The sequence below is a fragment of the Streptomyces sp. NPDC047000 genome, assembly GCF_040644295.1.
Classification (GTDB): Bacteria; Actinomycetota; Actinomycetes; order Streptomycetales; family Streptomycetaceae; genus Streptomyces.
In genome coordinates, this window is record NZ_JBEYWE010000020.1 from 56,619 (window position 1) to 78,332 (window position 21,714).

A 21,714-nucleotide genomic window follows, 5' to 3' on the forward strand; every position below is an offset into this window, starting at 1 on the left:
CGGTGCGGTGGTCCGCCTGAACGGCGGAAGAGATATCTGGTGATGGCGCCACCTCGAGTCGTGACACCCGGTGTCACGTGGTGGGGTCGCACCGATTCCGGAGCGTGCTGCCCTGTGGGCCGTTCAGTGCGCGCGTACGGCATATTGCCCGGATACGACGTACGGAACACAGTGCGGCTTGGGGAGCTCCCGGAAGAATGTCTGTCCCGGACGGGGACAACAAGCACCTCGCCATGGTGGGGTCGGGTGCAGACTTGAGATTAACACTACCGGATCCAACAAACATTCCCCCTCTCCACATCCGGCATTCGGGTGTCAGGACGCAAGCGGCAGCACGCTCGCTCCCCGCATGTCGAGGGCGAGCCGGTTCGCGGCCCATTCCGGACCGGCCAGGGCCTGCACCTTGTCGGCGGTGGCCTCGTCGGCCAGCGCCATCACCGTCGGTCCGGCACCGGAGATGACGGCGGGGACGCCGTCGGCGCGCAGCCGGTCGACGAGCGCGGCGCTCTCCGGCATCGCCGGCGCGCGGTACTCCTGGTGCAGACGGTCCTCGGTGGCGGGCAGCAGCAGCTCGGGGCGCCTGGTCAGGGCCTCGACGAGCAGGGCGGCACGGCCCGCGTTGGCGGCGGCGTCGACGTGCGGCACGGTGCGCGGGAGCAGTCCGCGCGCCGTCTCGGTCAGGACCGGCTTCCCGGGGACGAAAACCACCGGAACGATGGAACCCGCGGGCTCCATCCTGATGGCGCGGGCGGCGCCGCTCTGCATCCAGGAGAGGGTGAACCCGCCCATCAGGCAGGCGGCGACGTTGTCGGGGTGGCCCTCGATCTCGTTGGCGAGCTCCAGCAGCGCGGTGTCGTCGAGTTTCGTGTCGCCGCCTATGGTCACGGCACGCGCGGCGACGATGCCCGCGCAGATGGCGGCGGAGGAGGAGCCCAGGCCGCGGCCGTGCGGAATGCGGTTCGCGCAGACGATCTCGAGGCCGCGCGGCTGTCCGCCGAGGATGTCGAAGGCGGTGCGCAGGGACCGTACGAGCAGGTGTTTTTCGTCACGCGGCAGCGTTTCGCCGCCCTCTCCCGCGATGTCGATGTGCAGCCCGGAGTCCGCCACCCGGACGACGACGTCGTCGTAGAGCCCCAGTGCGAGGCCGAAGGCGTCGAAGCCCGGGCCGAGATTGGCGCTGGTGGCGGGGACGCGCACCCGTACGGCGGCGGCGCGGAACGCTGGACCGGCCATCGCTCGTTGACTCTCCTTGAGCTTGAGCTGCGTGATTCTTGACGATCGGAATGCGTGGAGCGGAATGCGGGAACCGGGGATCGGGGCTGGGAACGGGGAATGCGGCACGGCCGGCATGGGACGACGGCCTCTCGCCCGCGGCGGCGACGCGGGGGCAGCGCGGCGCCGGGCCGGATGCGACCGTGCGCGCCCGGGTCCGGACGGGTACGGACGCGGCGGCGGCCTGTGCGGCGGGCGGGTTGAGTACAGCTTATCGAAGGAAGGTTCCCTCACGACATAGGGCGCACAGGAGGCGCACGATGCGTGTCGCCGGCCTCTTGTGCACCCCTCGTGCCGTGCTCGGTCCTTACCTCAGCCGTACTCCGGACTTCAGCCTGCCGTCGGATCCGCGGTCGGGTCCGCCGTCGGGACTCGCCCTCGGACCTGCCGTCGGATCCGGCGTTCGGCCGGGACCGGGGTGGCGGTCAGGTCAGACGAGGCCGAGGCGCTCGGCCGCCGTGGCGGCGTCGACGGGGACGGTGACCGGCTGCGGTGCGCCGGCGACGGCCCAGTCGGGGTCCTTCAGCCCGTTGCCGGTGACGGTGCAGACGATGGTCTGGCCGGGATCGACCTTGCCCTGCTCGGCGGCCTTCAGCAGACCGGCGACGGAGGCGGCGGAGGCGGGCTCCACGAAGACGCCCTCCTGGGCGGCCAACAGCCGGTAGGCGCGCAGGATCTCACGGTCCGTCACCTCGTCGATGAGCCCGCCGGACTCGTCGCGCGCGGCGAGGGCGTACTGCCAGGACGCGGGGTTGCCGATGCGGATGGCGGTGGCGATGGTCGACGGGTCCTTGACGACCTCGCCGCGCACGATGGGCGCGCTGCCGGACGCCTGGTACCCCCACATGCGCGGGGTCCGGGAGGCGATGCCGTCGGCGGCGTACTCCTTGTAGCCCTTCCAGTACGCGGTGATGTTGCCCGCGTTGCCCACCGGCAGGACATGGACGTCGGGCGCGTCGCCGAGCATGTCGACGATCTCGAAGGCGGCCGTCTTCTGCCCCTCGATACGCACCGGATTGACCGAATTGACCAGGGCGACGGGGTAGTTGTCGCTGAGGGCGCGGGCGAGGTCGAGGCAGTCGTCGAAGTTGCCGTCGACCTGGAGGATCTTGGCGCCGTGGACGAGGGCCTGGCCCATCTTCCCTATGGCGATCTTGCCGCGCGGTACGAGCACCGCGCAGACCATCCCGGCCCGTACGGCGTAGGCGGCGGCGGAGGCGGAGGTGTTGCCGGTGGAGGCGCAGATGACGGCCTGGGCACCCTCCTCCTTGGCCCGGCTGATGGCCATGGTCATGCCGCGATCCTTGAAGGACCCGGTGGGGTTGGCGCCCTCGACCTTGAGATGAACGTCACACCCGGTGCGCTCGGAGAGAACCTGCGCGGGTACGAGGGGCGTACCGCCTTCGCGGAGCGTCACGACCGGCGTGCTGTCGGACACCGGAAGCCGGTCCCGGTACTCCTCGATGATTCCGCGCCACTGATGGGTCATTGCTGGTTACTCTCCTTCAACCCGCATGATGCTGGCGACACCCCGCACGGTGTCGAGCTTGCGCAGCGCGTCGACGGTCCCGGAGAGGGAGGCGTCAAAGGCGCGGTGCGTGACGACGACGAGGGACGCCTCGCCGTCCTTCCCCTGCTGCCGAACGGTATCGATGGATACGCCGTGTTCGGCGAACACGGTGGCGACCTGGGCGAGGACACCCGGTTTGTCGGCCACGTCGAGGCTGATGTGGTAGCGCGTGACGACGTCGCCCATGGGCGAGACGGGCAGCGCGGCGTAGGCGGACTCGCCGGGTCCGGTGGCCCCGTTGAGCCGGTTGCGGCAGACGGCCACCAGGTCGCCGAGCACGGCGGAGGCGGTGGGGGCGCCGCCGGCGCCGGGCCCGTAGAACATGAGCTGCCCGGCGGCATCGGACTCGACGAACACGGCGTTGTAGGCGCCGCGCACGGAGGCGAGCGGGTGGCTGAGCGGGATCATGGCGGGATGCACGCGCGCGGTGACGGACCCGCCGTCCGCGGCCCGCTCGCAGATGGCGAGCAGCTTGATGGTGCAGCCCATCTCCTTGGCGGAGGCGAAGTCGGAGGCGGTGACCTCGGTCATGCCCTCGCGGTAGACGTCGTCGAGCCGCACGCGGGTGTGGAAGGCGATCCCGGCGAGGATGGCGGCCTTGGCGGCGGCGTCGAACGCCTCGACGTCGGCGGTCGGATCGGCCTCCGCGTACCCGAGGGCGGTGGCCTCGTCCAGGGCCTCCTGGTACCCGGCGCCGGTGCTGTCCATCTTGTCGAGGATGAAGTTGGTCGTCCCGTTGACGATGCCGAGCACGCGGTTGACCTTGTCCCCGGCGAGGGACTCGCGCAGCGGCCGGATGAGCGGGATGGCACCGGCGACGGCGGCCTCGTAGTAGAGGTCCCGCCCGTTCTCCTCGGCGACGGCGTGCAGGGCGGCGCCGTCCTGGGCGAGGAGGGCCTTGTTGGCGGAGACGACGGAGGCGCCGTGCTCGAAGGCGGTGGTGATGAGCGTACGGGCGGGCTCGATACCGCCGATGACCTCGACGACGACATCGAGGTCGCCGCGTTTGACGAGGGCGGTGGCGTCGGTGGTGACGAGGGAGGGGTCGATGCCCTCCCGCACCTTGGAGGGCCGCCGGACGGCGACACCGGCGAGCTCGACGGGAGCCCCGATCCGGTTGGCGAGATCGTCGGCGTGCGTCGTCATGATGCGCGCCACCTCTGAGCCGACAACCCCACAGCCCAGCAGCGCCACCTTCAGCGGACGCGTACGCATCATCCGACCTCGTCTCCTCATACGGTCTGTACCGTCATACGGCGTGAGCGGCCGCCTGACGCTGCCGCCGTCCCGTTCCGTCCCGTTCCCGTTCCGCTCGTACCGCCTGCACAGATGACTCTGGCACACCCGGTGAGTGGTCCGCGCGGACATGGTCCTTCGATGCAACAAGTCTCACTCACCGGACCGGGCTTTTTGTGCCCGGTCCGGATGGTGAGACATGTATTTCATTTCCCCGGAGCCGGAAAACGGAAGATCTTCGACGCTCCGGAGTCCTTCACCGTCCCCTGCTGTCACCCGACGTCGAGACGGAGGAGATCCTCCTCGGTCTCGCGGCGGACGATGACACGGGCCCGGCCGTCGTCGACGGCGACGACGGGCGGCCGGAGGGCATGGTTGTAGTTGCTCGCCATGGACCGGCAGTAGGCACCGGTGGCCGGTACGGCGATGAGGTCGCCGGGCGCGAGGTCGGACGGCAGGAAGGCGTCCTTGACGACGATGTCCCCGCTCTCGCAGTGCTTGCCGACGACGCGGACGAGCATGGGCTCGGCGTCGGAGGCCCGGGAGACGAGGGAGACGCTGTACTCGGCGTCGTAGAGGGCGGTCCGGATGTTGTCGGACATCCCGCCGTCGACGGAGACGTACGTCCGCAGCCCCTCCAGCGGCTTGATGGTGCCGACCTCGTAGAGGGTGAAGGCGGTGGGCCCGACGATGGCGCGCCCGGGCTCGACGGAGATCCGGGGCGTACGGAGGCCGGCGCGCTCGCACTCCCGGGTGACGATCTCGGTGAGGGCCTTGGCGATCTCGTAGGGCTCGCGGGGATCGTCGTCACTGGTGTAGGCGATGCCGAGCCCGCCCCCGAGGTCGATCTCGGGCAGCTCGACCCCGTGCTCGTCACGGATGTCGCGCAGCAGCCCGACCACGCGATGGGCGGCGACCTCGAAGCCGGACATGTCGAAGATCTGGGACCCGATGTGGGAGTGGATCCCGATGAGCTCGAGCCCGTCGAGCATCAGCGCGCGCCGCACCGCCTCGGCGGCCTGCCCGCCGGCGAGCGGAATCCCGAACTTCTGGTCCTCGTGGGCCGTGGCGATGAACTCGTGGGTGTGCGCCTCGACACCGACGGTGATCCGGATCTGCACGCGCTGCCGCCGGCCGAGGCCCTGGGCGATGTGGGCGACGCGCACGATCTCCTGGAAGGAGTCGAGGACGATCCGCCCGACCCCGGCCTCGACGGCGGTGGTGATCTCCCGCGCGGTCTTGTTGTTGCCGTGGAAGGCGATGCGCTCGGCGGGCATCCCGCCGGAGAGGGCGGTGGTGAGCTCGGTCCCGGAACAGACGTCCAGGTTGAGCCCCTCCTCCTCCAGCCACCGCACGACGGCACGGGAGAGGAACGCCTTGCCGGCGTAGAAGACGTCGGCGCCGGGCCCGAAGGCGGTACGCCAGGCACGGGCCCGCTCACGGAAGTCGGCCTCGTCAAGGATGTAGGCGGGGGTGCCGAACTCCTCGGCGAGCCGCTTCACGTCGACCCCGCCGACGCTGACGACACCGTCGGCCCCGCGGCTGACCGTCTCGGCCCACACCTTGGGGTCGAGGGTGTTGAGGTCGGTGGGCGGGGCGGAGTAGTGACCCTCGGGAAGGACGTCGGCGTGACGGGGTCCGGCGGGGTGGGCGGAACGGCTCATGGTGGCGGGGCTGCTCTCTCGTCTGTCTCGGCGATGTTTGTAATGTTTGTGATGTTTTTGATGTCTGTGGTGTCTGTGGTGTCGGTGTTTTTGAAGGTCGGCGGATATGCCCGCCGGCCGCCTGGGCATGCCATGGGCCCGTACGACCGGCGGCGCGCCCGTCCCTCAGAGGTGATCGGGGGCGTCGATGCCGAGGAGGGAGAGGCCACCGGCGAGCACCGTCCCGGCGGCGTCGGCGAGCGCGAGCCGGTCCCGGTGGGCGGCCGAGGGTTTCTCGTCGCCGAAGGGCAGGACGGTGGGCGCGAGGGCGAGCACGGCATCGGCGAGGGTGACGAGATGCCGGGCAAGACGATGGGGCGCACGGTCGGTGGCCGAGGCGGCGAGGACGCGGGGGTGGGCGGTGAGGGCGGCGACGAGGCCGTCGGCGCCCCCGGTGTCCGTGCCGGGCAGCTCGCTGTCGGGGGTGTAGCCGAGGCGGGCGGCGTTGCGCAGCAGGGCCCGGGTGCGGGAGTGGGCGTAACGGACGCGGAAGAGCGGATTGGCCTCGCGCTGCACGAGATGGTCGGCGGTGATCCGCGGCCGGTCGTGCGGGGCGGGATACAGCAGGGCCCAGCGGGCGGCGTCGGCACCGAGAGGGGCGGGATCCTCGGGCGAGGGCACGGGCCGGAGGTTCACCGGCTCACCGTGCCCGATCTCGACCCGCCCGCCCTGCGACCCGACGATGCGTACGAGCGCGTCGGCGACGACTTCGGCACGCACCTCGTACGGCACGCGGAGTTCGACGACCTGCCCGGCGAGGGTGTCGCTGTGCCCGTAGGCGTGACCCTGGGCGCGGATCCGGCCGACGAGGGCACGGGCCGCGGCGGTACGGGTGCCGGTGTCGAGGCTGATGTTGAGGAACCCCGGCCCGGTGACGTCGACGCGGGCGACTCCGGGGGCGGCGGCGAGACGGGAGCGGAGGATCTCGGCGACGCGGAGGGGGGGCTGGTGGGCGGGGCGGGCGAGCTGGAGGGCGACGTTGGTGGCGTAGTCCCCGCACCCCCCGGGCCCGGGCACCTCCACGACAACGTCCTCGGGCACCTCCACACTGAGCTCCCCTTCGACGACGGCGCGACGCACGGCATGCAGCACGATGCGCGAGAGCTCGACGGGGGTCACGGACCCAGCGTAGGGGAGGAGAGGGGGAGAAAAGCGAGCGGGTTTGCGGGCTTCCCGCGATGTGGACGCCCCCGAGCCCCGAAGGCACAGAGAGCCGAAGATCCACAGAACAGCGCTCCGAAAACCGGGGCAGAGCCCACTGCCCCTCAGGACCAGACGCCAGACCCAGGCGTCAGGACCAGAGGTCAGGACCAGGCGGACGACTCAGGAGCAGCCTCCCGAGGCACATCACACCCGCCGACCCCCCGCCGGGCCCCTCCCTCAAGAAGACGCCGAACGAGCTGAACCAGCTCGGCGGGATCGAAGGGCTTGGCAAGAAACGCATCGACACCGGCATCGAGCCCGCTCTCGACCTCGAACTGACTGCACGCACTGATGATCGCGAGCGGCAGATCCCGGGTCCGGGGATCGGCCCGCAGCAGGGCAGCCGTCCGCAGCCCGTTCAACCGGGGCATCACCACATCCAGGGTGACGAGGTCGGGCCGCACCTGATGGACGACTTCCAGACACTCGACACCATCGACCGCGGTCACGACCTCGAGCCCCTCCAGCTCGAGATTGACCCTGATCAGCTGGCGGATGACCTTGTTGTCGTCCACAACAAGCACCCGACCCGACGCGCCTGGCACAACTCGAGAGTAGGTCGGACCCGGCCACCGCGTCCGGCTTTTCCCCACTTCCACCCCCGTACGAGGTACGACCCCACCCCCCGCTGACCCACCGGGCCACCCCTAAACCGTTCATGAACACCCGGCCGGAGCTGGTAGTGTTCTACCCGTCGCCGCGAGCAAGCGCTCAACGCCAGACGCCCCCGTAGCTCAGGGGATAGAGCAACGGCCTCCGGAGCCGTGTGCGCAGGTTCGAATCCTGCCGGGGGCACTTCGCCTCAACCAGCACAATCATGCGGTTGACCAGCGCAGATGCCTTGAACAAAGAGCCGGACTCAGTCTCACTGAGTCCGGCTCTTTATCGTTGCTGCGCGTCGATCGCGATAGACCTGCGATAGATGGGACCGCCTGACCTCAACTCGGAGACGGCTCAGGCGGCTCCTTGAGCCGATCAACGTCAAGCCAGTAGAGGTTCCTCAACCGTTCGTAGTCGAAGAAACTCCCCTGCGGCTCTCGCCTCACGGTCAGAAGGCCATACCCCCGCAGCTCTTTGGTCGCCTTGGTCCAGGTGTCGGAAGAGAGGCCATAGAGCCGGCGCTTCTCCGTCGAAACGTACTGGGGTTCGCTGTGCCCGCCCAGCGCATCCATGAGAACGAGCAGGAGCGCGATCGCCGTCGGCGACAGTTCCAGCACCCAGCCTCTTGTCCAGAACTCCACAGGTACGCCGATGTACCGACCTTGCTCTATGGGGCGGACGTACTCACGCCCGTTCCCAGCGGCGCTGCACAGCGTGATCGCAGGCGGACTGCCCCAACGGGGGGTGAGCTTGATGAATTTGTTGTCCGCGAGCCACTTCAGGTTGCGCACCACGTTCCGATCACCGGTTGGCGGGTCCAGTGCCAGCAACTTCGCCCATGACTTCGGCTTGGGTGGCGCCTTGAGATCGAAGGGCTTGCTCGTAGCCATCATCGTGATGCACATGTAGAGCCGAAGCCTGACAGAGCCTCCTCGGCCACCCTGAATCATGCGAGCCAACGGTGCGGGGCGTTCTTGCCCTGCCTTGGCGGTGACGAACTCCGGCGGAAACGGCACGTTGCCGGTGCGCTTGGACCTTGCCGCCGCTCCCCGCAAAAGCTCTTCCGCCTCGGCGCGCAAGTCGAGATTTTCCAAGATCTTTTGCCTTCCTGCAGGAGAAACAGGGGTGTGGGGGTACTGGGGTCATGGGGGTCATGGGCGTTCTTCCTTATAAGGATTCCGCCATGGTCGTCAAACTACAGCAGCACAGCAGCGCAATAGCCATGGCCAAAGAGGCTAACGAAGCCTGCGTTAGCGTTCTTATCCTCCTTCACAAACGCATCACAGGCCATTTGACCTGCGACTTTACCTCCTGCGAAGGTTCTTCATGTAGCTAGCCCACTTACCAGTTCGCTAGCCGCAGCGACCCCCTGGACCCGTTCGAGAGGAACTACGCACCATGGCCAACACCGACATGTCACTCCGCGGCCTCTGGGCAGCGATCATCATGACCGTCGCCCTGACCATCGCCACTGCCACTACAGGCATCTTTTGGAGCACCGGCACGCAGGTATCAGCGGCACTGGGAGCAGGTGGCGCGGCTTTCATCGGTGCCGCCACGCTTGGGATCACAGTTCGAAGGTTCGTTGCCGGTTGATCGACGGATGTACGGTCACTCCGCCTTGATCACTACGGCCCGCAAGGCACGGCACGCTCCGCCCGCCAAGCAGGGAACGCCCGGCAACGGCTCGCAGCCCGGCATTCCCTGCATCGGCACCAGAGGGAGACTCAGTCGCCGCCTGCACCTTCTGGCCAGTCGAGTTCCTTTTCGATCTTCTTGTTCATGGCCTCCTCCTGACCGTAGATGCACCCTTCGTAGACGCGGTGAATGACCTCGGGCGAGTTGCCGACCCGCCGGGCAACCTCCGCAACGGGCACGCCGGCGTTCAGCCACGTTGTGATGCAGGTGTGCCGCAGGTCGTACGGCCGGCCCCCGAGGATGGAAGCCTGAAGGTCCGGCGAGAGTGCGTACTCCCGAGCGTCCCGCCACACGCGCCAATAGGTGCTGCTGCCCACGAGACCGCCCCGCTCGTTCGTGAAGAGCCGCCCGTCCTTGGCCGTGCCGAAGTCCTTCAGGTGGGCGCGGAGCATGGCCACGAGCGGCGGGGGGATCGGGACAGGCCGGTCTTCCTTGGCCTCCCTGGACTTCAGGCCGCGCTTGTCGTGGCGCTCTCCGCTGTCTGTCCACTGCTTGCCCGACACGGGGTGTGTGTCGTGAAGCGTCAGAACGCCCCACCCCTTCTCCGGGAGGAAGCAATCAGCCTTCCTGAGGCCGACAGCCTCACTCGGGCGGAGCCCGGCGAAGTACATGACCGCGTAGAAGCCCACCAGGCGCCGGCCCTTCTTGCGGTCCCATGTCCCGACGTACGAGACCGAGGCGAGGAGTTGCGCAGCCTGCGTCTTGTTCACGAGAACGCGGGGGTCCACACGATCCGATGAACCACTCTTCACCCTCTTGATTGCGGTGAGCGGGTTCTCAGCCAGAAGCTTGCGCTCGATGGCGTATTCAACCGCAGTGTTGAGAGCGCGCCGACGGCGTCGCGAGGTCTCCCCCGCCGCGGGGGTACCGTCCAGTTTGAAGGAGATCCGATACTGAACATCGCGAAGAATCTTCGGGTCTTCCAGCGAGGAGACGAGAAGTGATTTCTTGGATATCCACCGATAGGCGTCCTCAAGTTCCTCCGGCGGGTCCAGTTCGGCGTTCTTGGGAATGACCGCCCACCGGAAGGCGAGGCGCAGCTCTTCCGGTGACGGCATTTTCTGTTCCTGCTCCACCAACGCCAGCGTCACCGCGGCGAGCCCGTCGGCGATGCCCTCACGGGTCTTGGCAGCAGCGGTCGGCCAGCGCATCGCCATGTACTCGCGACAGAACGCGAACCAAGGCAGTTCCTCACGAGCTTGCTCCGCACTGGCCTCTGCCCGTACCTCGGATTCAGGCAGACCATCCGTGAAGCCCCGCCATCTTGAATTTGTAGGTCAGCGGGGTGGTGTGATCGCTGAGGGGCGTACTCGCCCTGGTCGTGGGCGGCTGTCTTCGCTCTTGATCATCCGTCAGCGGTTGACCTCAAGGTTCGTGAGTACGAGCAGGGCCCATAGGAGACCGGTGGCGCGGGCGGGGTCGGTGCGGAGTTTGGTGAGGGTGCGCCACATCTTCAGGTTGGCGAAGCCGTGTTCGACGGGGGCACGTCCAGCGGCCAGGACGCGGTTGGCCTGCTTCTGTCCCGGGGTGAGCTTGTGCCAGCGGGTGGCCTTGTAGCCGGTGACGATGACCAGGTCGTCGGGGTTCTCGGGTTTGTCCACGCCGATGAAGCCGAGGTCACCGAGTGCACCGAGGCCGGCCGCCCGCAAGTGCTCGACGATCTTGTCGTGGCGGGCGGCGGTGGCGTCGTGGGTGCGTCCCGGCCGGGACGCGGAGATCCAGAGCAGGCGGCCCTTCTCGTCGGTGAGCGCGAGGAAGTGCAGGCCGTGGCGGTGGTGCTTGCCCGAGTAGTTGGGCCGGTCGTCGCGTCCGGTGCGGCGACCGGTGGGGATGAGGGTGCCGTCGATCAGAACGACTTCGCCGCCCCTCCTGGCGATCTTCTTCAGGGCGCGGTCCAGGCGCGGGGAACGGGCCGCGAGCAGAGCAATCAGCTCATCTCTCCAGCGCCGTATGGTCGTGTCCCCGACCCGGTTGCCGCCGGCCATGTCGGCGATGCGCTGGTCGTGGCGGAGCACGGCGAGCACGATGACGACGATCTGTCCGGGCGGCAGGACGCGCCACCGTGAGCCGATCTCCTTGATGTGGCGGCGGAGCAGGCCGGCGCAGTATTCGGTGGTTTTCCGGGACACCGGCAGGCGGCACTGGTAGACAGGGAAGCCGGTGTCCCCGGCGGGCTCGTTGATCTTCTTCATGCACACGTCGGAGTCAACGGCCGTCGGGGGCACGCCGGTTACGGCCTCGTGCCGGTTCTACGGCGTGAGCTGGAAGCGCCCGTCGGGCAGCTTGCGCAGCCAGCCCCGGCCGGACAGCTTGGTCAGCTTCCCACGCAGTGGCTCCAGTCGCCCCTTGACCTCGACTTCAAGGCCCAGGGGGCGGCCGACGTCCTTGACGCGTACCGGGCCGCCTGCCTCCCGGACGATCTTCATGATCCGCTGGTAGTCCGGCGGCAGCGCCTCCTCGTCGATTCCGGTCCCGCGGTGCGGGACCAGCAGCACGCCACGGCCGGCGACCTGCGCGGGCACCGCTTGTGCGGTGGCCTTCTCCGTCTCCAGCTGAGCGTGCATGCGCTCCCATACACGTATCGCCGCAGCGAGATCCTCGCGCTCCGCCCGGACGTCCTCGAGTCGTTCGACCAGGAGCTTCTCCTCCTCGTCGAGTTCGGCCCGACGGGCGGCGACGCGTTCGGCGACTTCGCTGATCTCCGTCATCCCGCGAGCCTACGAACCCGCCCCGCCTCGTGACCTGGAAACGGACAGACCGCCCATGACCGGTGCCGGACGATCAAGACGGCGGACTCCTGCCCGCCACCAGCCCGAGGACCCCTCCACAACATCACGCCAGCCCTCGTGAACAGCGGAAATCAAGTTGGCGGGGCTTCACGGGGATACGGTTCGCCTCGCCGAGCTCGTCCGGTAGGACGATGCCGGCCTCGGCCAGCAGAGAGCGGCGCAGGGCCTCGCCGCGCCACGTCTTCTTGGCGTAGGCCAGGGGCACTCCGGCAGCCAAGGTGCAGAAGGACACCTCAGGGTGCACCTCGTGGATCCGCTCGTCGGCGAGCCAACACGCCCGCGCCTCGGACATCTTCGGTTTCAGCGCCCACGCCTGCCGGCTCAGCCGATTGCCGGTGAGCTCCTGGCATCGGTCGGCGGCTGCCACGTAGTCCTGTTCCTGCCACGCCGTCCTTGGCGCCACGAGGAAGACGCTGCTGCGCCGCACCCCGAGCAGTGCCTTGGCCGCAAGATCCGCTGCCCGCCAGCCTTTCTCCACCAGGCCCAACGGCATGTCCACTGCGATCGCGTCCACCTCGGCGGCGCGCTCGATCAGTTTCTCGAGCCGGACATCCACCAGGCTGCCCGCGTACACGCCGTCCGTGAGCCTGATCCCGACCCACCCCTGCTTACCGCAGGCGTCGATCCCAAGGACGTTCATCGCCCTCCATCCCTCGCGCACGAGCCCACGCCGGAGCGGAAACCGAAGGCGCGACGTAGCGGCGCCCACGGTTCCGGGAACTGTCGGTCGCCGCCGTTCCCATCCGGGGTACGGGCCATCGCCCCGATTATCGGGGTCGTCCCGTGAAGCCTGCGAACGCCGCCCAGCTCTGCCGGGTGAAGACGATCTGGGCTCGGGTCGGTTTCTTGGAGTCCCGCACGTGGACGGCGTTCGGTGTGGTGGCGAGTTCCAGGCAGGCGCCGCCCTCGTTGCCACTGTAGGTGCTCTTGAACCAGGCGAGTCGTGCGGAGTCCTCGGTGGTCATCGGTCCGTCTGCATCCTTTCGATCAGCTCCAGGGACTCACACGGCGTGAGTGCCTGAGCTCTGAGGGTGCTGTAGCGTGCGGCCAGAATACGGACCTCCTCGACATCCGTCGCCAGTCTTGCGCTGTTCTGGACCTCCGTGTACCCGACCTGCGGCTTCCCCTTGGGAGTCAGGAGGATGAACGCCCCTCCCATTCCCGCATGCTCGCTCCTGTCGGCCGGCATCACCTGAAGCTCTACGTTGCGCAACCGGCCGAGTCGCACCAGTTGTTCCAGCTGCTCCTTGTGCACCTCCCAGCCTCCCAGTGGCCGGCGCAGGGCGGCTTCCTCGATCACGGCAGTCACCATAGGCGGAGGCCAACAGGTGAGGATCGTCTGGCGGTGGAGCCGAGAGGCGACCCGGCGTTCGATCGTCTCCTCGTCGAGCAGCGGCTTCCGCATTTCGTAGAGGGCCCGCGCTCGCCGTTCCGTCTGGAAGAGGCCCGGGATGTCGTGGCTGCTGTAGTCGTTGACCTCCACCGCCTCCGACTCCAGCCGTGCGTAGTCCCTGAACCATGCCGGGTGCCGAACTCGTGCCTTGGCCTTCGCCCTTGCCACGTCCTCCTTGGTCGCCTTCAGCAGGCCGCGGGCGTCCAGGAGGTCGTCCACCGCGTCCAGGAACTCCGGTTGCGGTGTCCGGCGGCCTCGTTCGATGGAGGAGATCAGGTCCTCGCCGTAGCCGAGGCGGTCCGCCAGTTCCCGCTGGGTCCAACCCGCGCGTTCGCGCAGCAGTTTGATCTGTCTCCCGATCGCGCGGTTCAGGTCCGTCATGCCGTCCCCGTCGTCCGGGGGCTCCGGTCGCTGTTCGCCGGTGCGGTCGACGTCCGCACCCATACCCGTGGTCCTGTCCGTCACCGGGACACCGCCCTTCGGTCGTAGGTCTGTCCGGTTGCGCCCGACGCCTCCGACGGGCGACCTTCCGTGTCGGTACGGGCACTCTCCGTACCGATTTCGGTGCTGGCCAGCGTAAAGTCGTCCGGGCACGCTCTGTCACATGAAGTCGGAAATCTCACCCGCTCGTGAGCACAGCTCGCCGGCCGGCTGCCTCTTCTTCAGGCAGCAGTTCAGTTCCACCGAACGCGGAGCCCGCCTCGCCCGGCTGCTCGCCGTGCAGCAACTCGTCGACTGGGGCTGGGATCGGGACGGTGAGGGTGTGGCCGACGCTGCCCTGGTTGTTGCGGAACTCAGTACCAACGCCGTTGTGCATGGGCGGCTGCCCGGGCGGGGCTTTCTCCTCAGCCTCGCCCTGACGGCAGCGGCGGGCGGGGCGTCCGTCTCGCTGCGCATCGAAGTCGCCGACAGCCGCGGTGAGCTGGCGCCCCATCCGGATACGCGCAACCAGCCCTGGGACGAGCACGGCCGCGGGCTGCTCATCGTCCAGTCGCTTGCGGCGCGTTGGGGCACCGTGCCGCGTCCGCCGTCCGGGAAGACCGTCTGGGCGGTCATCGACCTCGCTGATGGTGGCGCTTCGAGGCCGGGACCCGTTCACTCTGTTCCCTGCGTGGGGTGACAGGGCGGGAGCCATGGGCAGTGTGGCGGGCTCAGCCCCCGGTCACCCACCGCACCGCCGCGACCCCTCCGAGGAGCAGGGCCGGTCCTACCCACCACCACCGCATGACCCGACGTATCGGCGGAAGCAGCCACAACACCGCCGCCGCGCCCGCCGCAGTGATGGTGAGGACGCAGGACAGCACGATGCCGGCGTATGCGTCGTCGTCCCAGGGTCCGGACGGCCGGATGGCCAGTGCGGTCCAGCAGAAGTACGCAGCGATCAGGGTGAGCAGGTAGCAGGAGGTGAGCTCCTGGTGCTGCGTCGGGGCCGCTCGGCGGGGACGTCGGCGAAGTCGCTCTCCGCCTTGCCGGGCCAGGTGTTCCGATGCGATGACAGGGCCGGGCAGCGGCTCGTCGCCCGGGCTGCCGTGTTCCGGTTCGCCGGCCGAGGCGGGGATCCGGCTCCTGGGGAGCGTTACCGCCTCGGCGTGCGCGAGCGCCGGAGCCGCCGGGGCTCGGTTACCGCACGTCGACGTAGTCGCTGGTGGAGGTCTTGGCGGAGGTGGTCGTGGTGCCCGCGAAGTTCCACCGCCAGTAACCGTCGGCGGTGGCGGTGACCGTGGTCTTCAGGGCACCGCCGCTGCCGGTGTTCACCGTCTTCACGGTGGTGTAGGTGCTCGTACCCTTCTTGCGGAACTGGAGCTTCACGGGCTGACTGGTGTAGCCGTGGTACTGGTAGTCGTCCCAGCTCGCGCGCTTGAGCACGCCCGTTACGGTGAGCGTCTTGTTCTTGGTCACCGGTTCCGGGGACGCGTTCGTCGTCAGCGTGCTCGCGCGCTTGAGGCGGAAGCTGTCGATGCGCTCGTCCCACCGGTAGTCGTCATCGAGAGCGTCCACCCAGGAACCGACGTACCAGGTACCGGCCATGCTGTTGTCCAGGTCGACCCGCGGGTCGAAGGTGAACGAGTGCGTGCACTCGCTGTCGCTCTCGCAGTAGGTCGTGTCGTTGGCGTACCCGTAGCCGGGGCCTTCCAGAGTGGTGTCCGCCGACAGCAGGCCCCAGTCGTCGTAGGCGTAGATCGTCACGTCGAACGACTTCGCGTACGTGGTGCCGACGACGACGCTGGAACCGTTGTTGACGGTCGCGCCCAGGATCTCGGTGTCGCCATAGCCTCCGTCGGCGTAAGCCGCCGGAGCCGCGAGGCCGATGACGCCGAGCGCGGCGGCGACAGACAGCGCTACGCGCTTGCCCATGTGGTGTCTCTCTTTCTTCCAGGTCACCGCGCGCACCGAAGTGCGCCGGTGGCCTTACAAGCAACCTCGTCGGCGCGGTCCTCCCTCAGCTGCCGGATGTGCGGTTGAGGGAGCGTCACGTGCCGTAGGTCAGGTGGTGAACAGTGAGTTTCACAGAAGGTCACACCTTGTGCAGCCCTCATGGTGATCTTGTGATGGAATTGAAAACATGCACTTCGGAGACCTTGTTCGCTCCGTTGTCCTCGGACGGATGGAGCGTCAGGCGTCCGCGTCCGCCGAGTCGTCGCAGTTCTCCGAGTCGTCGCCGTGCTCCTCGGCGTCAGGGCCGCAGGTTCGGTTTGCCGGTTCGGCAAAACGGTTCGGCTTCTCCGGGCCGGGGTGCGCAGGATCGTCGTGGAGCCCGTGGAGCGGCAGGTCAGGCCGGTTTCGGTGAGGCTCGGCAGTGGTGACGGCACACGGTTCCGGAGGCGACGTATGGCACAGCACAGCTCGCAGTTCACGCACCGGTCGGTCGTCACGCCGGGCGGGGGCCGGGTGCATCTCGTCGAGCAGGGGGACGGGCCGCTGGTGCTGCTCGTCCACGGGTTTCCGGAGTCCTGGTACTCGTGGCGGCATCAGCTGCCGGTCCTCGCGGCGGCGGGGTACCGGGCGGTCGCCGTCGATGTACGCGGCTACGGGCGCTCCAGCAAGCCGGGCGCGAAGGATGCGTACAGGATGACGGAGCTGGTGGCGGACAACGTCGCCGTCGTGCGTGCCCTGGGCGAGGAGTCGGCCGTGGTCGTCGGGCACGACTGGGGCGCCGCCATCGCGGCGAACTCCGCGCTGCTGAGGCCGGAGGTCTTCCGTGCGGTGGGGCTGCTGAGCGTTCCCTACGCCCCGCGCGGCGGGCCGCGGCCGAGGGACGTCTTCGCCCGGATGGGTGGCGGGGACGAGGAGTTCTACGTCTCGTACTTCCAGGAGCCCGGCCGGGCCGAGGCCGAGATCGAGCCGGACGTACGCGGCTGGCTCGCGGGCTTCTACGCGGCTCTGTCCGCCGACACCATGCCCGGGGGCGGTGCGCCGGACCCGCACTTCGTCAGCGAGGGCGGGACCCTGCGCGACCGGTTTCCCGTCGGGCGGGTGCCCGGGTGGCTCGGTGAGGAGGACCTCGACTTCTACGCCGGCGAGTTCGAACGCGCCGGTCTCACCGGGTCGCTGAACCGGTACCGGAACATGGACCGCGACTGGGAGGACCTCGCCGCTCTCGACGGCGCCCCCGTCACGCAGCCGTCGCTGTTCATCGGTGGCGCTCTGGACGCCTCCACCACCTGGCTGGCCGACGCGATCGACGCCTTTCCGGTCACGCTTCCGGGGCTGGTCTCCTCCCATGTCCTCGACGGATGCGGCCACTGGATCCAGCAGGAGCGCCCCGCCGAGGTCAATCGGCTCCTGACCGGCTGGCTCTCCGCTCTGCCTGCCGTCTGACGTCCGCCCACGCACGTCCGCGGGCGCACGCCCACAGGCGCGTCCGGAGCGGGTGTCCAGGATCATCGGCATGGCGCTGCGGCCTGTGCCGATGAACATCAAGGCTGTTGGTCCCTCGGCGGTCGGCCGGTTCCGGGCTCGGGCTCTCGGCCGGAACGCCTACAGCACCGGCCTGACCACCTGTGTCGGCCCCGGCCGGCAGCCGTCATCCGGCATCCGGCCACCGGTCCGGGAGCCGCGGTGGCTGCGGCGGCGGTTCCGGAGCCGACCGGCGCTCCGCGCGGCGGGCGTTCTCGGCGCGGAGGGTCGTCAGCCATGGCCAGAGATCCGGCAGCGGCTGCGCCGAGCACGCCAGGCGGTGTTCGACGCGGCAGCGCTGATACGGGTCGGGCGGACACACTCCGTAGACGGTGACGCGTCCGTCCGACAGGACGATCCAGCGGTGCTCCGCCGGCACCAGGTGGGCCAACGGCGTCATGTCCGGCTCCAGCAGCACCCAGTCGTACTCGAGGGTCGCCACCCGGTCCTGCGGCAGCCCGCAGTACGGGCAGCACGACTGCCCCCCGTTCAGCCGCCGCGGCCCTTCTTCCCCATGCCTCATAGGGTGAGGTTCGGTAACCGGACGGCACCTGCGTAGAGCGCGAACCGGACGGGAAGGACGGGGCAGTTGCTCATCAGCGGGCCTGAACACGACGCGGTAGGTGCAGTCAGCATCCAAAGGCTGCCGGTACGCGGCCGATATGCGACGGAGCCGGGTTCCGGCGGACTCAGCCCACCCTGTGCGGGATCGGGGCCATGTGGTCGGTGAACCAGTCCCTGGCCAGGTCGGTGACCTGTTCCAGGGTGCCGGGTTCCTCGAAGAGGTGGGTGGCGCCGGGGACGATCTCCAGGCGGTTCTCGCAGCGCAGGCGGGACTGCGCCTCCCGGTTGAGGTCCAGGACCAGGTGGTCGTGGCTGCCGACGATCAGCAGTGTCGGGGACGGGACGGCGGGCAGGCGGGGGCCCGCCAGGTCGGGGCGGCCGCCCCGGGAGACCACCGCCGCGATCCCCGTGTCCGGCTCCGCCGCCGCCCACAGCGCCGCCGCCGCGCCCGTGCTCGCGCCGAAGTAGCCGACCGCCATGCCCCCGGTCTCCGGCTGTCCGCGCAGCCAGGCCGTGGCGTCCACCAGGCGGCGGGCCAGCAGGTCCGTGTCGAAGACGTTGGCCCGGTCCCTCTCCTCCTCCTCGGTCAGCAGGTCGAAGAGGAGGGTCGCCAGACCGGCGCGGTTCAGGCCGGCGGCCACGAAGCGGTTGCGCGGGCTGTGGCGGCTGCTGCCGCTTCCGTGGGCGAAGAGCACGGCTCCGACGGCGCCTTCGGGTACGGTCAGCCGGCCGCGCAGTACGGTCGTACCGGCTTGTACGTCCGTCTCGCGGTCCTGCTCGGTCCCGGTCGTCCGGTGGGTGTCCCGCGGGTGGGTCCGTGCGGCTCTCAGGCAGGCTACGACCTCCTCGTCCTCCGTCTGGGCGAAGTCGGCGTAGAACTGGCCGATCGCGTAGAAGTCACGGGGCGTGTACGGGCATACGACGTCGTCCGCGTCCTGGCCCAGGCGCTCGGTCCAGTCGTACGGCGCCACCGGGACCGCGAGGACGACCCGCGCCGCTCCCCTGGCGCGGGCGATCCGGCAGGCGGCGCGTGCCGTCGAGCCGGTGGCCACCCCGTCGTCGACCACCAGCACCGTACGGCCCTCCAGCGGCACCGGTTCCCGGCCGTGCCGGTAGCGGCGCGCACGGGTCTCCAGGACCGTCCGCTCCCGGGCCTCGACCTCGGCCAGGGCGTCGGGCGTGACCCCCGCCGTGATCACCACCTCGTCGTTGATGACACGGACGTCTCCCTCACCGATCGCGCCCATCCCCAGCTCCGGCTGGTACGGCACGCCCAGTTTCCGTACCAGGCAGACGTCCAGCGGCGCGTTCAGCGACCTCGCGACCTCCGCGGCGACCGGGACCCCGCCACGGGGCAGGCCCAGCACCACCACATCGGAGTTCCTGAGATGTTCCAGCCGGGCGGCCAGTTGCCGGCCGGCGTCACGGCGGTCCATGAAGAACACGGTCCCGACCTCCTCATCGCATCGACTTCGTGGGTCGTTCGTCCCCTCGCGTGCCCTCGCGATCAGCTTGTGTTCAGCCCTTGACGACGCCGAGCGGTACCAGCCGTACCACCGGCCTCGCGAGGCCCGCGCCCTCGGTGGCGGCCGCCACCGCGTCCACGTCCTTGTACGCGTCCGGGGCCTCCTCGGCGAGGCCGCGCCACGAGGACGGGCGGACGGCGACGCCGTGCGCCTCCAGGTCGTCGCGCAGGTCCTCGCCCCTGACCCGGCGCAGCGCCTGGTGGCGGCTCCAGACCCGGCCGGCGCCGTGGCAGGCGGACGCGAACGCGTCGTTGTCCGGGGTGCCGACCATCACGTACGAGGCGGTGCCCATGGTGCCGGGGACCAGGACCGGCTGTCCGGCCTCTGCGAGGTCCGGCGGCAGGCCCGGGTGGCGGGGCGGGAGGGCCAGGGTGGCGCCCTTGCGGTGGACGCACAGGCGGCGCGGTACGCCGTCCACCTCGTGCGTCTCGATCTTGGCGGTGTTGTGGGAGACGTCGTACACCAGGTCCAGGACCGCCCCGGCGGCGGTCGTGAAGGCGTGGCGGACCGCCTCGGTGAGCAGCTGGCGGTTGGCGCGGCCGTAGTTCGCCGCGGCCGCCATCGCGCCCAGGTAGTCGCGGCCCGGCGCCGAGACGACGGGGGCGCAGGCGAGCTGGCGGTCGGGGAGGGTGATGCCGTAGGCGCGCAGCGAGTGGTCCATGACGCGTACGTGGTCGGTGCACACCTGGTGTCCGAGGCCGCGCGAGCCGCAGTGGATCATCACGCACACCTGGCCGGGGTACAGGCCGAACGCGGTCGCGGTGTCCGCGCCGTAGACCCGGTCCACGGCCTGGACCTCCAGGAAGTGGTTGCCCGAGCCCAGGCTGCCCACCTGGTTCAGGCCCCGGTCCACGGCCCGCTGCCCGACCTGGGACGGATCCGCGTCCGCGAGCGCGCCGCGGTCCTCGCAGCGGTCCAGGTCGCGGGGCACGCCGTGGCCGCTCTCGACGGCGTACGCGGCCCCGCCCGTCAGCAGTTTCTCCATCTGCGGGCGTCCGGACAGCTTCCACAGCCCGCCACGGCCCATGCCGCGCGGGATCGTGTCGCCGAGGATGTCCATGAGCGTCCGCAGCCGGTGCCGGTGGGCGAGGCCGTCTCTGCCCAGGTCGGCGGCGAGGAGCCGTACGCCGCAGGAGATGTCGAACCCGACACCGCCGGGCGAGATCACCCCGCCCGCGTCGATGTCCGTGGCCGCCACGCCGCCGATCGGGAAGCCGTAGCCCCAGTGCACGTCGGGCATGGCGTACGAGGCGCGGACGATGCCGGGCAGGGTCGCCACGTTCGCGACCTGCTCCAGTGCCTTGTCGCCGGTGGCCTGCGGCAGGAGCGGACGCGTCGCGAAGACGATCCCGGGCACGCGCATCCCGCCCTGCCGCTCCACACGGAACCGGAACGGGGTCTCCTCCGCCAGTGTGATCTCCATGGCCGTCACCCCGGTACGCCTACTGCTCTCCAGTACATCGTCAGTGGCCCGGCCCCGCGCGCTGGAGCCCGGCCGGTCCCGTGCGGTGGTGCGGTGGTGAAGTGGGGAAGCGGGGCGGGGCGGGTGGTCATACGTCGAGCGTCACCGAGCACGTCCAGCCTTCCGGGCCCCGGGTGACGTCCAGTTCGTGCAGGGTGACCGCCTTCGGTACGGCTCCCGTCACGGGGAACGCGCCCGCGTCGGCCATCCTGAGGGCGCAGCGCAGGCCACCGGTGACCGGCGTCAGCTCCACCTCCAGCGGCACCTCGTCCTCCGTGTCGAGCCAGAACACGACCTCTTCGAGGAGGGCGGTCAGGAGGTCCTCGTCCCGGGCCGCCCGCAGCTCGGCATGCCGCGTCCGGGCCGCCCCGGGTGCCCCAGCCGTCCCTGCGGTCACCGTGCCGGTCAGGTCCAGGAACGACTCGCAGACCCCCCGCACCGCCTGCGCCAGGCACTCCTCACGCGTCGGGGCCCACGCCTCCACCCGCAGATCAGCGGTGTGCGGAACCCCGCGATGCCCGGCGCGGGGCGCGGGGCGGTGGGTGGGGCGGTGTGCGGGGCTCTCCGGCTTCATCACTCCATCGTCGCGGTACGGGGGCGTGCCTGCGCGTCGGCCTCATGAGGGTCGGGGCAGGGCGCGGGGCAGGGGTCGGGGCGGTGAGCGCGGCCGATATGCGTACATCTGGTCGGTGGCGAGATATGCGTTTGATTGATCAGGCGGTACGGGACCGGCAAATAACTCCGAACCCAAGGGGGTTCTCCAAGCCGCTGCGCAACGCGGTCCGCTCTGGCAGCCTTTCG

Annotated in this window: 22 protein-coding genes, 1 tRNA gene and 1 pseudogene; 6 read left to right on the top strand and 18 right to left on the bottom strand. The window is 69.6% G+C overall.

What is annotated here, in order from left to right:
• Nucleotides 1-315: 315 nt before the first annotated feature.
• The 6 genes from thrB to ABZ862_RS27000 all read right to left on the bottom strand — a co-directional run bounded on the left by thrB (nucleotide 316) and on the right by ABZ862_RS27000 (nucleotide 7,577).
• Entirely contained in the window at nucleotides 316-1,233 is a 918-nt protein-coding gene (thrB, locus tag ABZ862_RS26975) for a homoserine kinase (RefSeq protein ID WP_360963016.1), read from the bottom strand.
• A 469-nt stretch (nucleotides 1,234-1,702) separates the two neighbouring features.
• Entirely contained in the window at nucleotides 1,703-2,761 is a 1,059-nt protein-coding gene (thrC, locus tag ABZ862_RS26980) for a threonine synthase (protein ID WP_360963019.1), read from the bottom strand.
• 6 nt (nucleotides 2,762-2,767) lie between these two features.
• Nucleotides 2,768-4,057 (bottom strand): homoserine dehydrogenase, encoded by a 1,290-nt coding sequence (locus tag ABZ862_RS26985; RefSeq protein ID WP_360963254.1) that lies wholly within the window; start codon nucleotides 4,055-4,057, stop codon nucleotides 2,768-2,770.
• Between the two features lie 293 nt (nucleotides 4,058-4,350).
• Entirely contained in the window at nucleotides 4,351-5,742 is a 1,392-nt protein-coding gene (lysA, locus tag ABZ862_RS26990) for a diaminopimelate decarboxylase (RefSeq protein ID WP_360963022.1), read from the bottom strand.
• 165 nt (nucleotides 5,743-5,907) lie between these two features.
• Nucleotides 5,908-6,900 carry an ArgS-related anticodon-binding protein NrtL gene (gene nrtL, locus ABZ862_RS26995; RefSeq protein WP_360963025.1) on the bottom strand — a complete coding sequence of 331 codons (993 nt, stop codon included), beginning with the start codon at nucleotides 6,898-6,900 and terminating at the stop codon, nucleotides 5,908-5,910.
• Nucleotides 6,901-7,085: 185 nt separating this feature from the next.
• Nucleotides 7,086-7,577, bottom strand: a complete 492-nt coding sequence (locus ABZ862_RS27000) for a response regulator (RefSeq protein WP_360963257.1) — start codon at nucleotides 7,575-7,577, stop codon at nucleotides 7,086-7,088.
• Nucleotides 7,578-7,707: 130 nt separating this feature from the next.
• Here ABZ862_RS27000 and ABZ862_RS27005 point away from each other — a divergent pair.
• Nucleotides 7,708-7,779 (top strand) — tRNA-Arg (locus tag ABZ862_RS27005).
• 143 nt (nucleotides 7,780-7,922) lie between these two features.
• Here the strand turns inward: ABZ862_RS27005 and ABZ862_RS27010 are convergent.
• Complete coding sequence (locus ABZ862_RS27010) at nucleotides 7,923-8,678, bottom strand: hypothetical protein (protein WP_360963028.1); 756 nt, start codon at nucleotides 8,676-8,678, stop codon at nucleotides 7,923-7,925.
• A gap of 304 nt (nucleotides 8,679-8,982) precedes the next feature.
• Here ABZ862_RS27010 and ABZ862_RS27015 point away from each other — a divergent pair, with 304 nt between their 5' ends.
• Nucleotides 8,983-9,180, top strand: coding sequence for a hypothetical protein (locus ABZ862_RS27015; protein ID WP_360963031.1), 198 nt, complete (start codon nucleotides 8,983-8,985; stop codon nucleotides 9,178-9,180).
• A gap of 131 nt (nucleotides 9,181-9,311) precedes the next feature.
• Here the strand turns inward: ABZ862_RS27015 and ABZ862_RS27020 are convergent, their stop codons facing one another.
• From ABZ862_RS27020 to ABZ862_RS27045, 6 genes are all read right to left on the bottom strand, one after another.
• On the bottom strand, nucleotides 9,312-10,439 hold the full coding sequence (locus ABZ862_RS27020; RefSeq protein WP_360963034.1) for a tyrosine-type recombinase/integrase: 1,128 nt from the start codon (nucleotides 10,437-10,439) through the stop codon (nucleotides 9,312-9,314).
• Between the two features lie 195 nt (nucleotides 10,440-10,634).
• Nucleotides 10,635-11,474 (bottom strand): transposase family protein, encoded by an 840-nt coding sequence (locus tag ABZ862_RS27025; protein ID WP_360963037.1) that lies wholly within the window; start codon nucleotides 11,472-11,474, stop codon nucleotides 10,635-10,637.
• A gap of 57 nt (nucleotides 11,475-11,531) precedes the next feature.
• Nucleotides 11,532-11,990 (bottom strand): hypothetical protein, encoded by a 459-nt coding sequence (locus ABZ862_RS27030; protein ID WP_360963040.1) that lies wholly within the window; start codon nucleotides 11,988-11,990, stop codon nucleotides 11,532-11,534.
• Between the two features lie 124 nt (nucleotides 11,991-12,114).
• Nucleotides 12,115-12,711, bottom strand: a complete 597-nt coding sequence (locus ABZ862_RS27035) for a DUF429 domain-containing protein (RefSeq protein WP_360963043.1) — start codon at nucleotides 12,709-12,711, stop codon at nucleotides 12,115-12,117.
• A gap of 127 nt (nucleotides 12,712-12,838) precedes the next feature.
• Nucleotides 12,839-13,036 (bottom strand): DUF397 domain-containing protein, encoded by a 198-nt coding sequence (locus tag ABZ862_RS27040; protein WP_360963046.1) that lies wholly within the window; start codon nucleotides 13,034-13,036, stop codon nucleotides 12,839-12,841.
• Nucleotides 13,033-13,908, bottom strand: a complete 876-nt coding sequence (locus ABZ862_RS27045; RefSeq protein ID WP_360963049.1) for a helix-turn-helix transcriptional regulator — start codon at nucleotides 13,906-13,908, stop codon at nucleotides 13,033-13,035. The genes ABZ862_RS27040 and ABZ862_RS27045 overlap by 4 nt, the downstream gene beginning before the upstream one ends.
• A 160-nt stretch (nucleotides 13,909-14,068) precedes the next feature.
• Here ABZ862_RS27045 and ABZ862_RS27050 point away from each other — a divergent pair, with 160 nt between their 5' ends.
• On the top strand, nucleotides 14,069-14,584 hold the full coding sequence (locus ABZ862_RS27050) for an ATP-binding protein (RefSeq protein WP_360963052.1): 516 nt from the start codon (nucleotides 14,069-14,071) through the stop codon (nucleotides 14,582-14,584).
• A gap of 104 nt (nucleotides 14,585-14,688) precedes the next feature.
• Nucleotides 14,689-14,862 carry a hypothetical protein gene (locus ABZ862_RS27055; RefSeq protein WP_360963055.1) on the top strand — a complete coding sequence of 58 codons (174 nt, stop codon included), beginning with the start codon at nucleotides 14,689-14,691 and terminating at the stop codon, nucleotides 14,860-14,862.
• A gap of 222 nt (nucleotides 14,863-15,084) precedes the next feature.
• Here ABZ862_RS27055 and ABZ862_RS27060 read toward each other — a convergent pair whose 3' ends face one another.
• Complete coding sequence (locus ABZ862_RS27060; protein WP_360963058.1) at nucleotides 15,085-15,819, bottom strand: calcium-binding protein; 735 nt, start codon at nucleotides 15,817-15,819, stop codon at nucleotides 15,085-15,087.
• A 474-nt stretch (nucleotides 15,820-16,293) separates the two neighbouring features.
• Here ABZ862_RS27060 and ABZ862_RS27065 point away from each other — a divergent pair, with 474 nt between their 5' ends.
• Nucleotides 16,294-17,283: an alpha/beta hydrolase gene (locus ABZ862_RS27065; protein ID WP_360963060.1), complete on the top strand. Its 990-nt coding sequence runs from the start codon at nucleotides 16,294-16,296 to the stop codon at nucleotides 17,281-17,283.
• 70 nt (nucleotides 17,284-17,353) lie between these two features.
• Nucleotides 17,354-17,476 (top strand): annotated as a pseudogene (locus tag ABZ862_RS27070) (VOC family protein); the annotation flags it as partial.
• Nucleotides 17,477-17,488: 12 nt separating this feature from the next.
• Here the strand turns inward: ABZ862_RS27070 and ABZ862_RS27075 are convergent.
• The 4 genes from ABZ862_RS27075 to ABZ862_RS27090 form a co-directional block, all read right to left on the bottom strand.
• Nucleotides 17,489-17,884, bottom strand: a complete 396-nt coding sequence (locus ABZ862_RS27075; protein ID WP_360963063.1) for a DUF6083 domain-containing protein — start codon at nucleotides 17,882-17,884, stop codon at nucleotides 17,489-17,491.
• 166 nt (nucleotides 17,885-18,050) lie between these two features.
• Nucleotides 18,051-19,370, bottom strand: a complete 1,320-nt coding sequence (locus ABZ862_RS27080) for a phosphoribosyltransferase family protein (protein WP_360963066.1) — start codon at nucleotides 19,368-19,370, stop codon at nucleotides 18,051-18,053.
• 73 nt (nucleotides 19,371-19,443) lie between these two features.
• Nucleotides 19,444-20,874 (bottom strand): RtcB family protein, encoded by a 1,431-nt coding sequence (locus ABZ862_RS27085; protein ID WP_360963068.1) that lies wholly within the window; start codon nucleotides 20,872-20,874, stop codon nucleotides 19,444-19,446.
• A gap of 127 nt (nucleotides 20,875-21,001) precedes the next feature.
• The gene (locus tag ABZ862_RS27090; RefSeq protein ID WP_360963071.1) at nucleotides 21,002-21,487 is read right to left on the bottom strand and encodes an archease; all 486 of its coding nucleotides are present in this window, start codon (nucleotides 21,485-21,487) and stop codon (nucleotides 21,002-21,004) included.
• Nucleotides 21,488-21,714 lie beyond the last annotated feature (227 nt).

What these genes read in the sequence shown, in the direction of transcription:
- ABZ862_RS27045 (WP_360963049.1), bottom strand. Translation starts at nt 13,908, where the DNA reads ATGGGTGCGGACGTCGACCGCACCGGCGAACAGCGACCGGAGCCCCCG.
- ABZ862_RS27015 (WP_360963031.1), top strand. Translation starts at nt 8,983, where the DNA reads ATGGCCAACACCGACATGTCACTCCGCGGCCTCTGGGCAGCGATCATC.
- lysA (WP_360963022.1), bottom strand. Translation starts at nt 5,742, where the DNA reads ATGAGCCGTTCCGCCCACCCCGCCGGACCCCGTCACGCCGACGTCCTT.
- ABZ862_RS27040 (WP_360963046.1), bottom strand. Translation starts at nt 13,036, where the DNA reads ATGACCACCGAGGACTCCGCACGACTCGCCTGGTTCAAGAGCACCTAC.
- ABZ862_RS27020 (WP_360963034.1), bottom strand. Translation starts at nt 10,439, where the DNA reads ATGGCGATGCGCTGGCCGACCGCTGCTGCCAAGACCCGTGAGGGCATC.
- ABZ862_RS27090 (WP_360963071.1), bottom strand. Translation starts at nt 21,487, where the DNA reads ATGAAGCCGGAGAGCCCCGCACACCGCCCCACCCACCGCCCCGCGCCC.
- ABZ862_RS27025 (WP_360963037.1), bottom strand. Translation starts at nt 11,474, where the DNA reads ATGAAGAAGATCAACGAGCCCGCCGGGGACACCGGCTTCCCTGTCTAC.
- thrC (WP_360963019.1), bottom strand. Translation starts at nt 2,761, where the DNA reads ATGACCCATCAGTGGCGCGGAATCATCGAGGAGTACCGGGACCGGCTT.
- ABZ862_RS27035 (WP_360963043.1), bottom strand. Translation starts at nt 12,711, where the DNA reads ATGAACGTCCTTGGGATCGACGCCTGCGGTAAGCAGGGGTGGGTCGGG.
- ABZ862_RS27050 (WP_360963052.1), top strand. Translation starts at nt 14,069, where the DNA reads ATGAAGTCGGAAATCTCACCCGCTCGTGAGCACAGCTCGCCGGCCGGC.
- ABZ862_RS27075 (WP_360963063.1), bottom strand. Translation starts at nt 17,884, where the DNA reads ATGAGGCATGGGGAAGAAGGGCCGCGGCGGCTGAACGGGGGGCAGTCG.
- ABZ862_RS27085 (WP_360963068.1), bottom strand. Translation starts at nt 20,874, where the DNA reads ATGGAGATCACACTGGCGGAGGAGACCCCGTTCCGGTTCCGTGTGGAG.
- ABZ862_RS27030 (WP_360963040.1), bottom strand. Translation starts at nt 11,990, where the DNA reads ATGACGGAGATCAGCGAAGTCGCCGAACGCGTCGCCGCCCGTCGGGCC.
- thrB (WP_360963016.1), bottom strand. Translation starts at nt 1,233, where the DNA reads ATGGCCGGTCCAGCGTTCCGCGCCGCCGCCGTACGGGTGCGCGTCCCC.
- ABZ862_RS27065 (WP_360963060.1), top strand. Translation starts at nt 16,294, where the DNA reads ATGGCACAGCACAGCTCGCAGTTCACGCACCGGTCGGTCGTCACGCCG.
- ABZ862_RS26985 (WP_360963254.1), bottom strand. Translation starts at nt 4,057, where the DNA reads ATGCGTACGCGTCCGCTGAAGGTGGCGCTGCTGGGCTGTGGGGTTGTC.
- ABZ862_RS27060 (WP_360963058.1), bottom strand. Translation starts at nt 15,819, where the DNA reads ATGGGCAAGCGCGTAGCGCTGTCTGTCGCCGCCGCGCTCGGCGTCATC.
- ABZ862_RS27055 (WP_360963055.1), top strand. Translation starts at nt 14,689, where the DNA reads ATGACCCGACGTATCGGCGGAAGCAGCCACAACACCGCCGCCGCGCCC.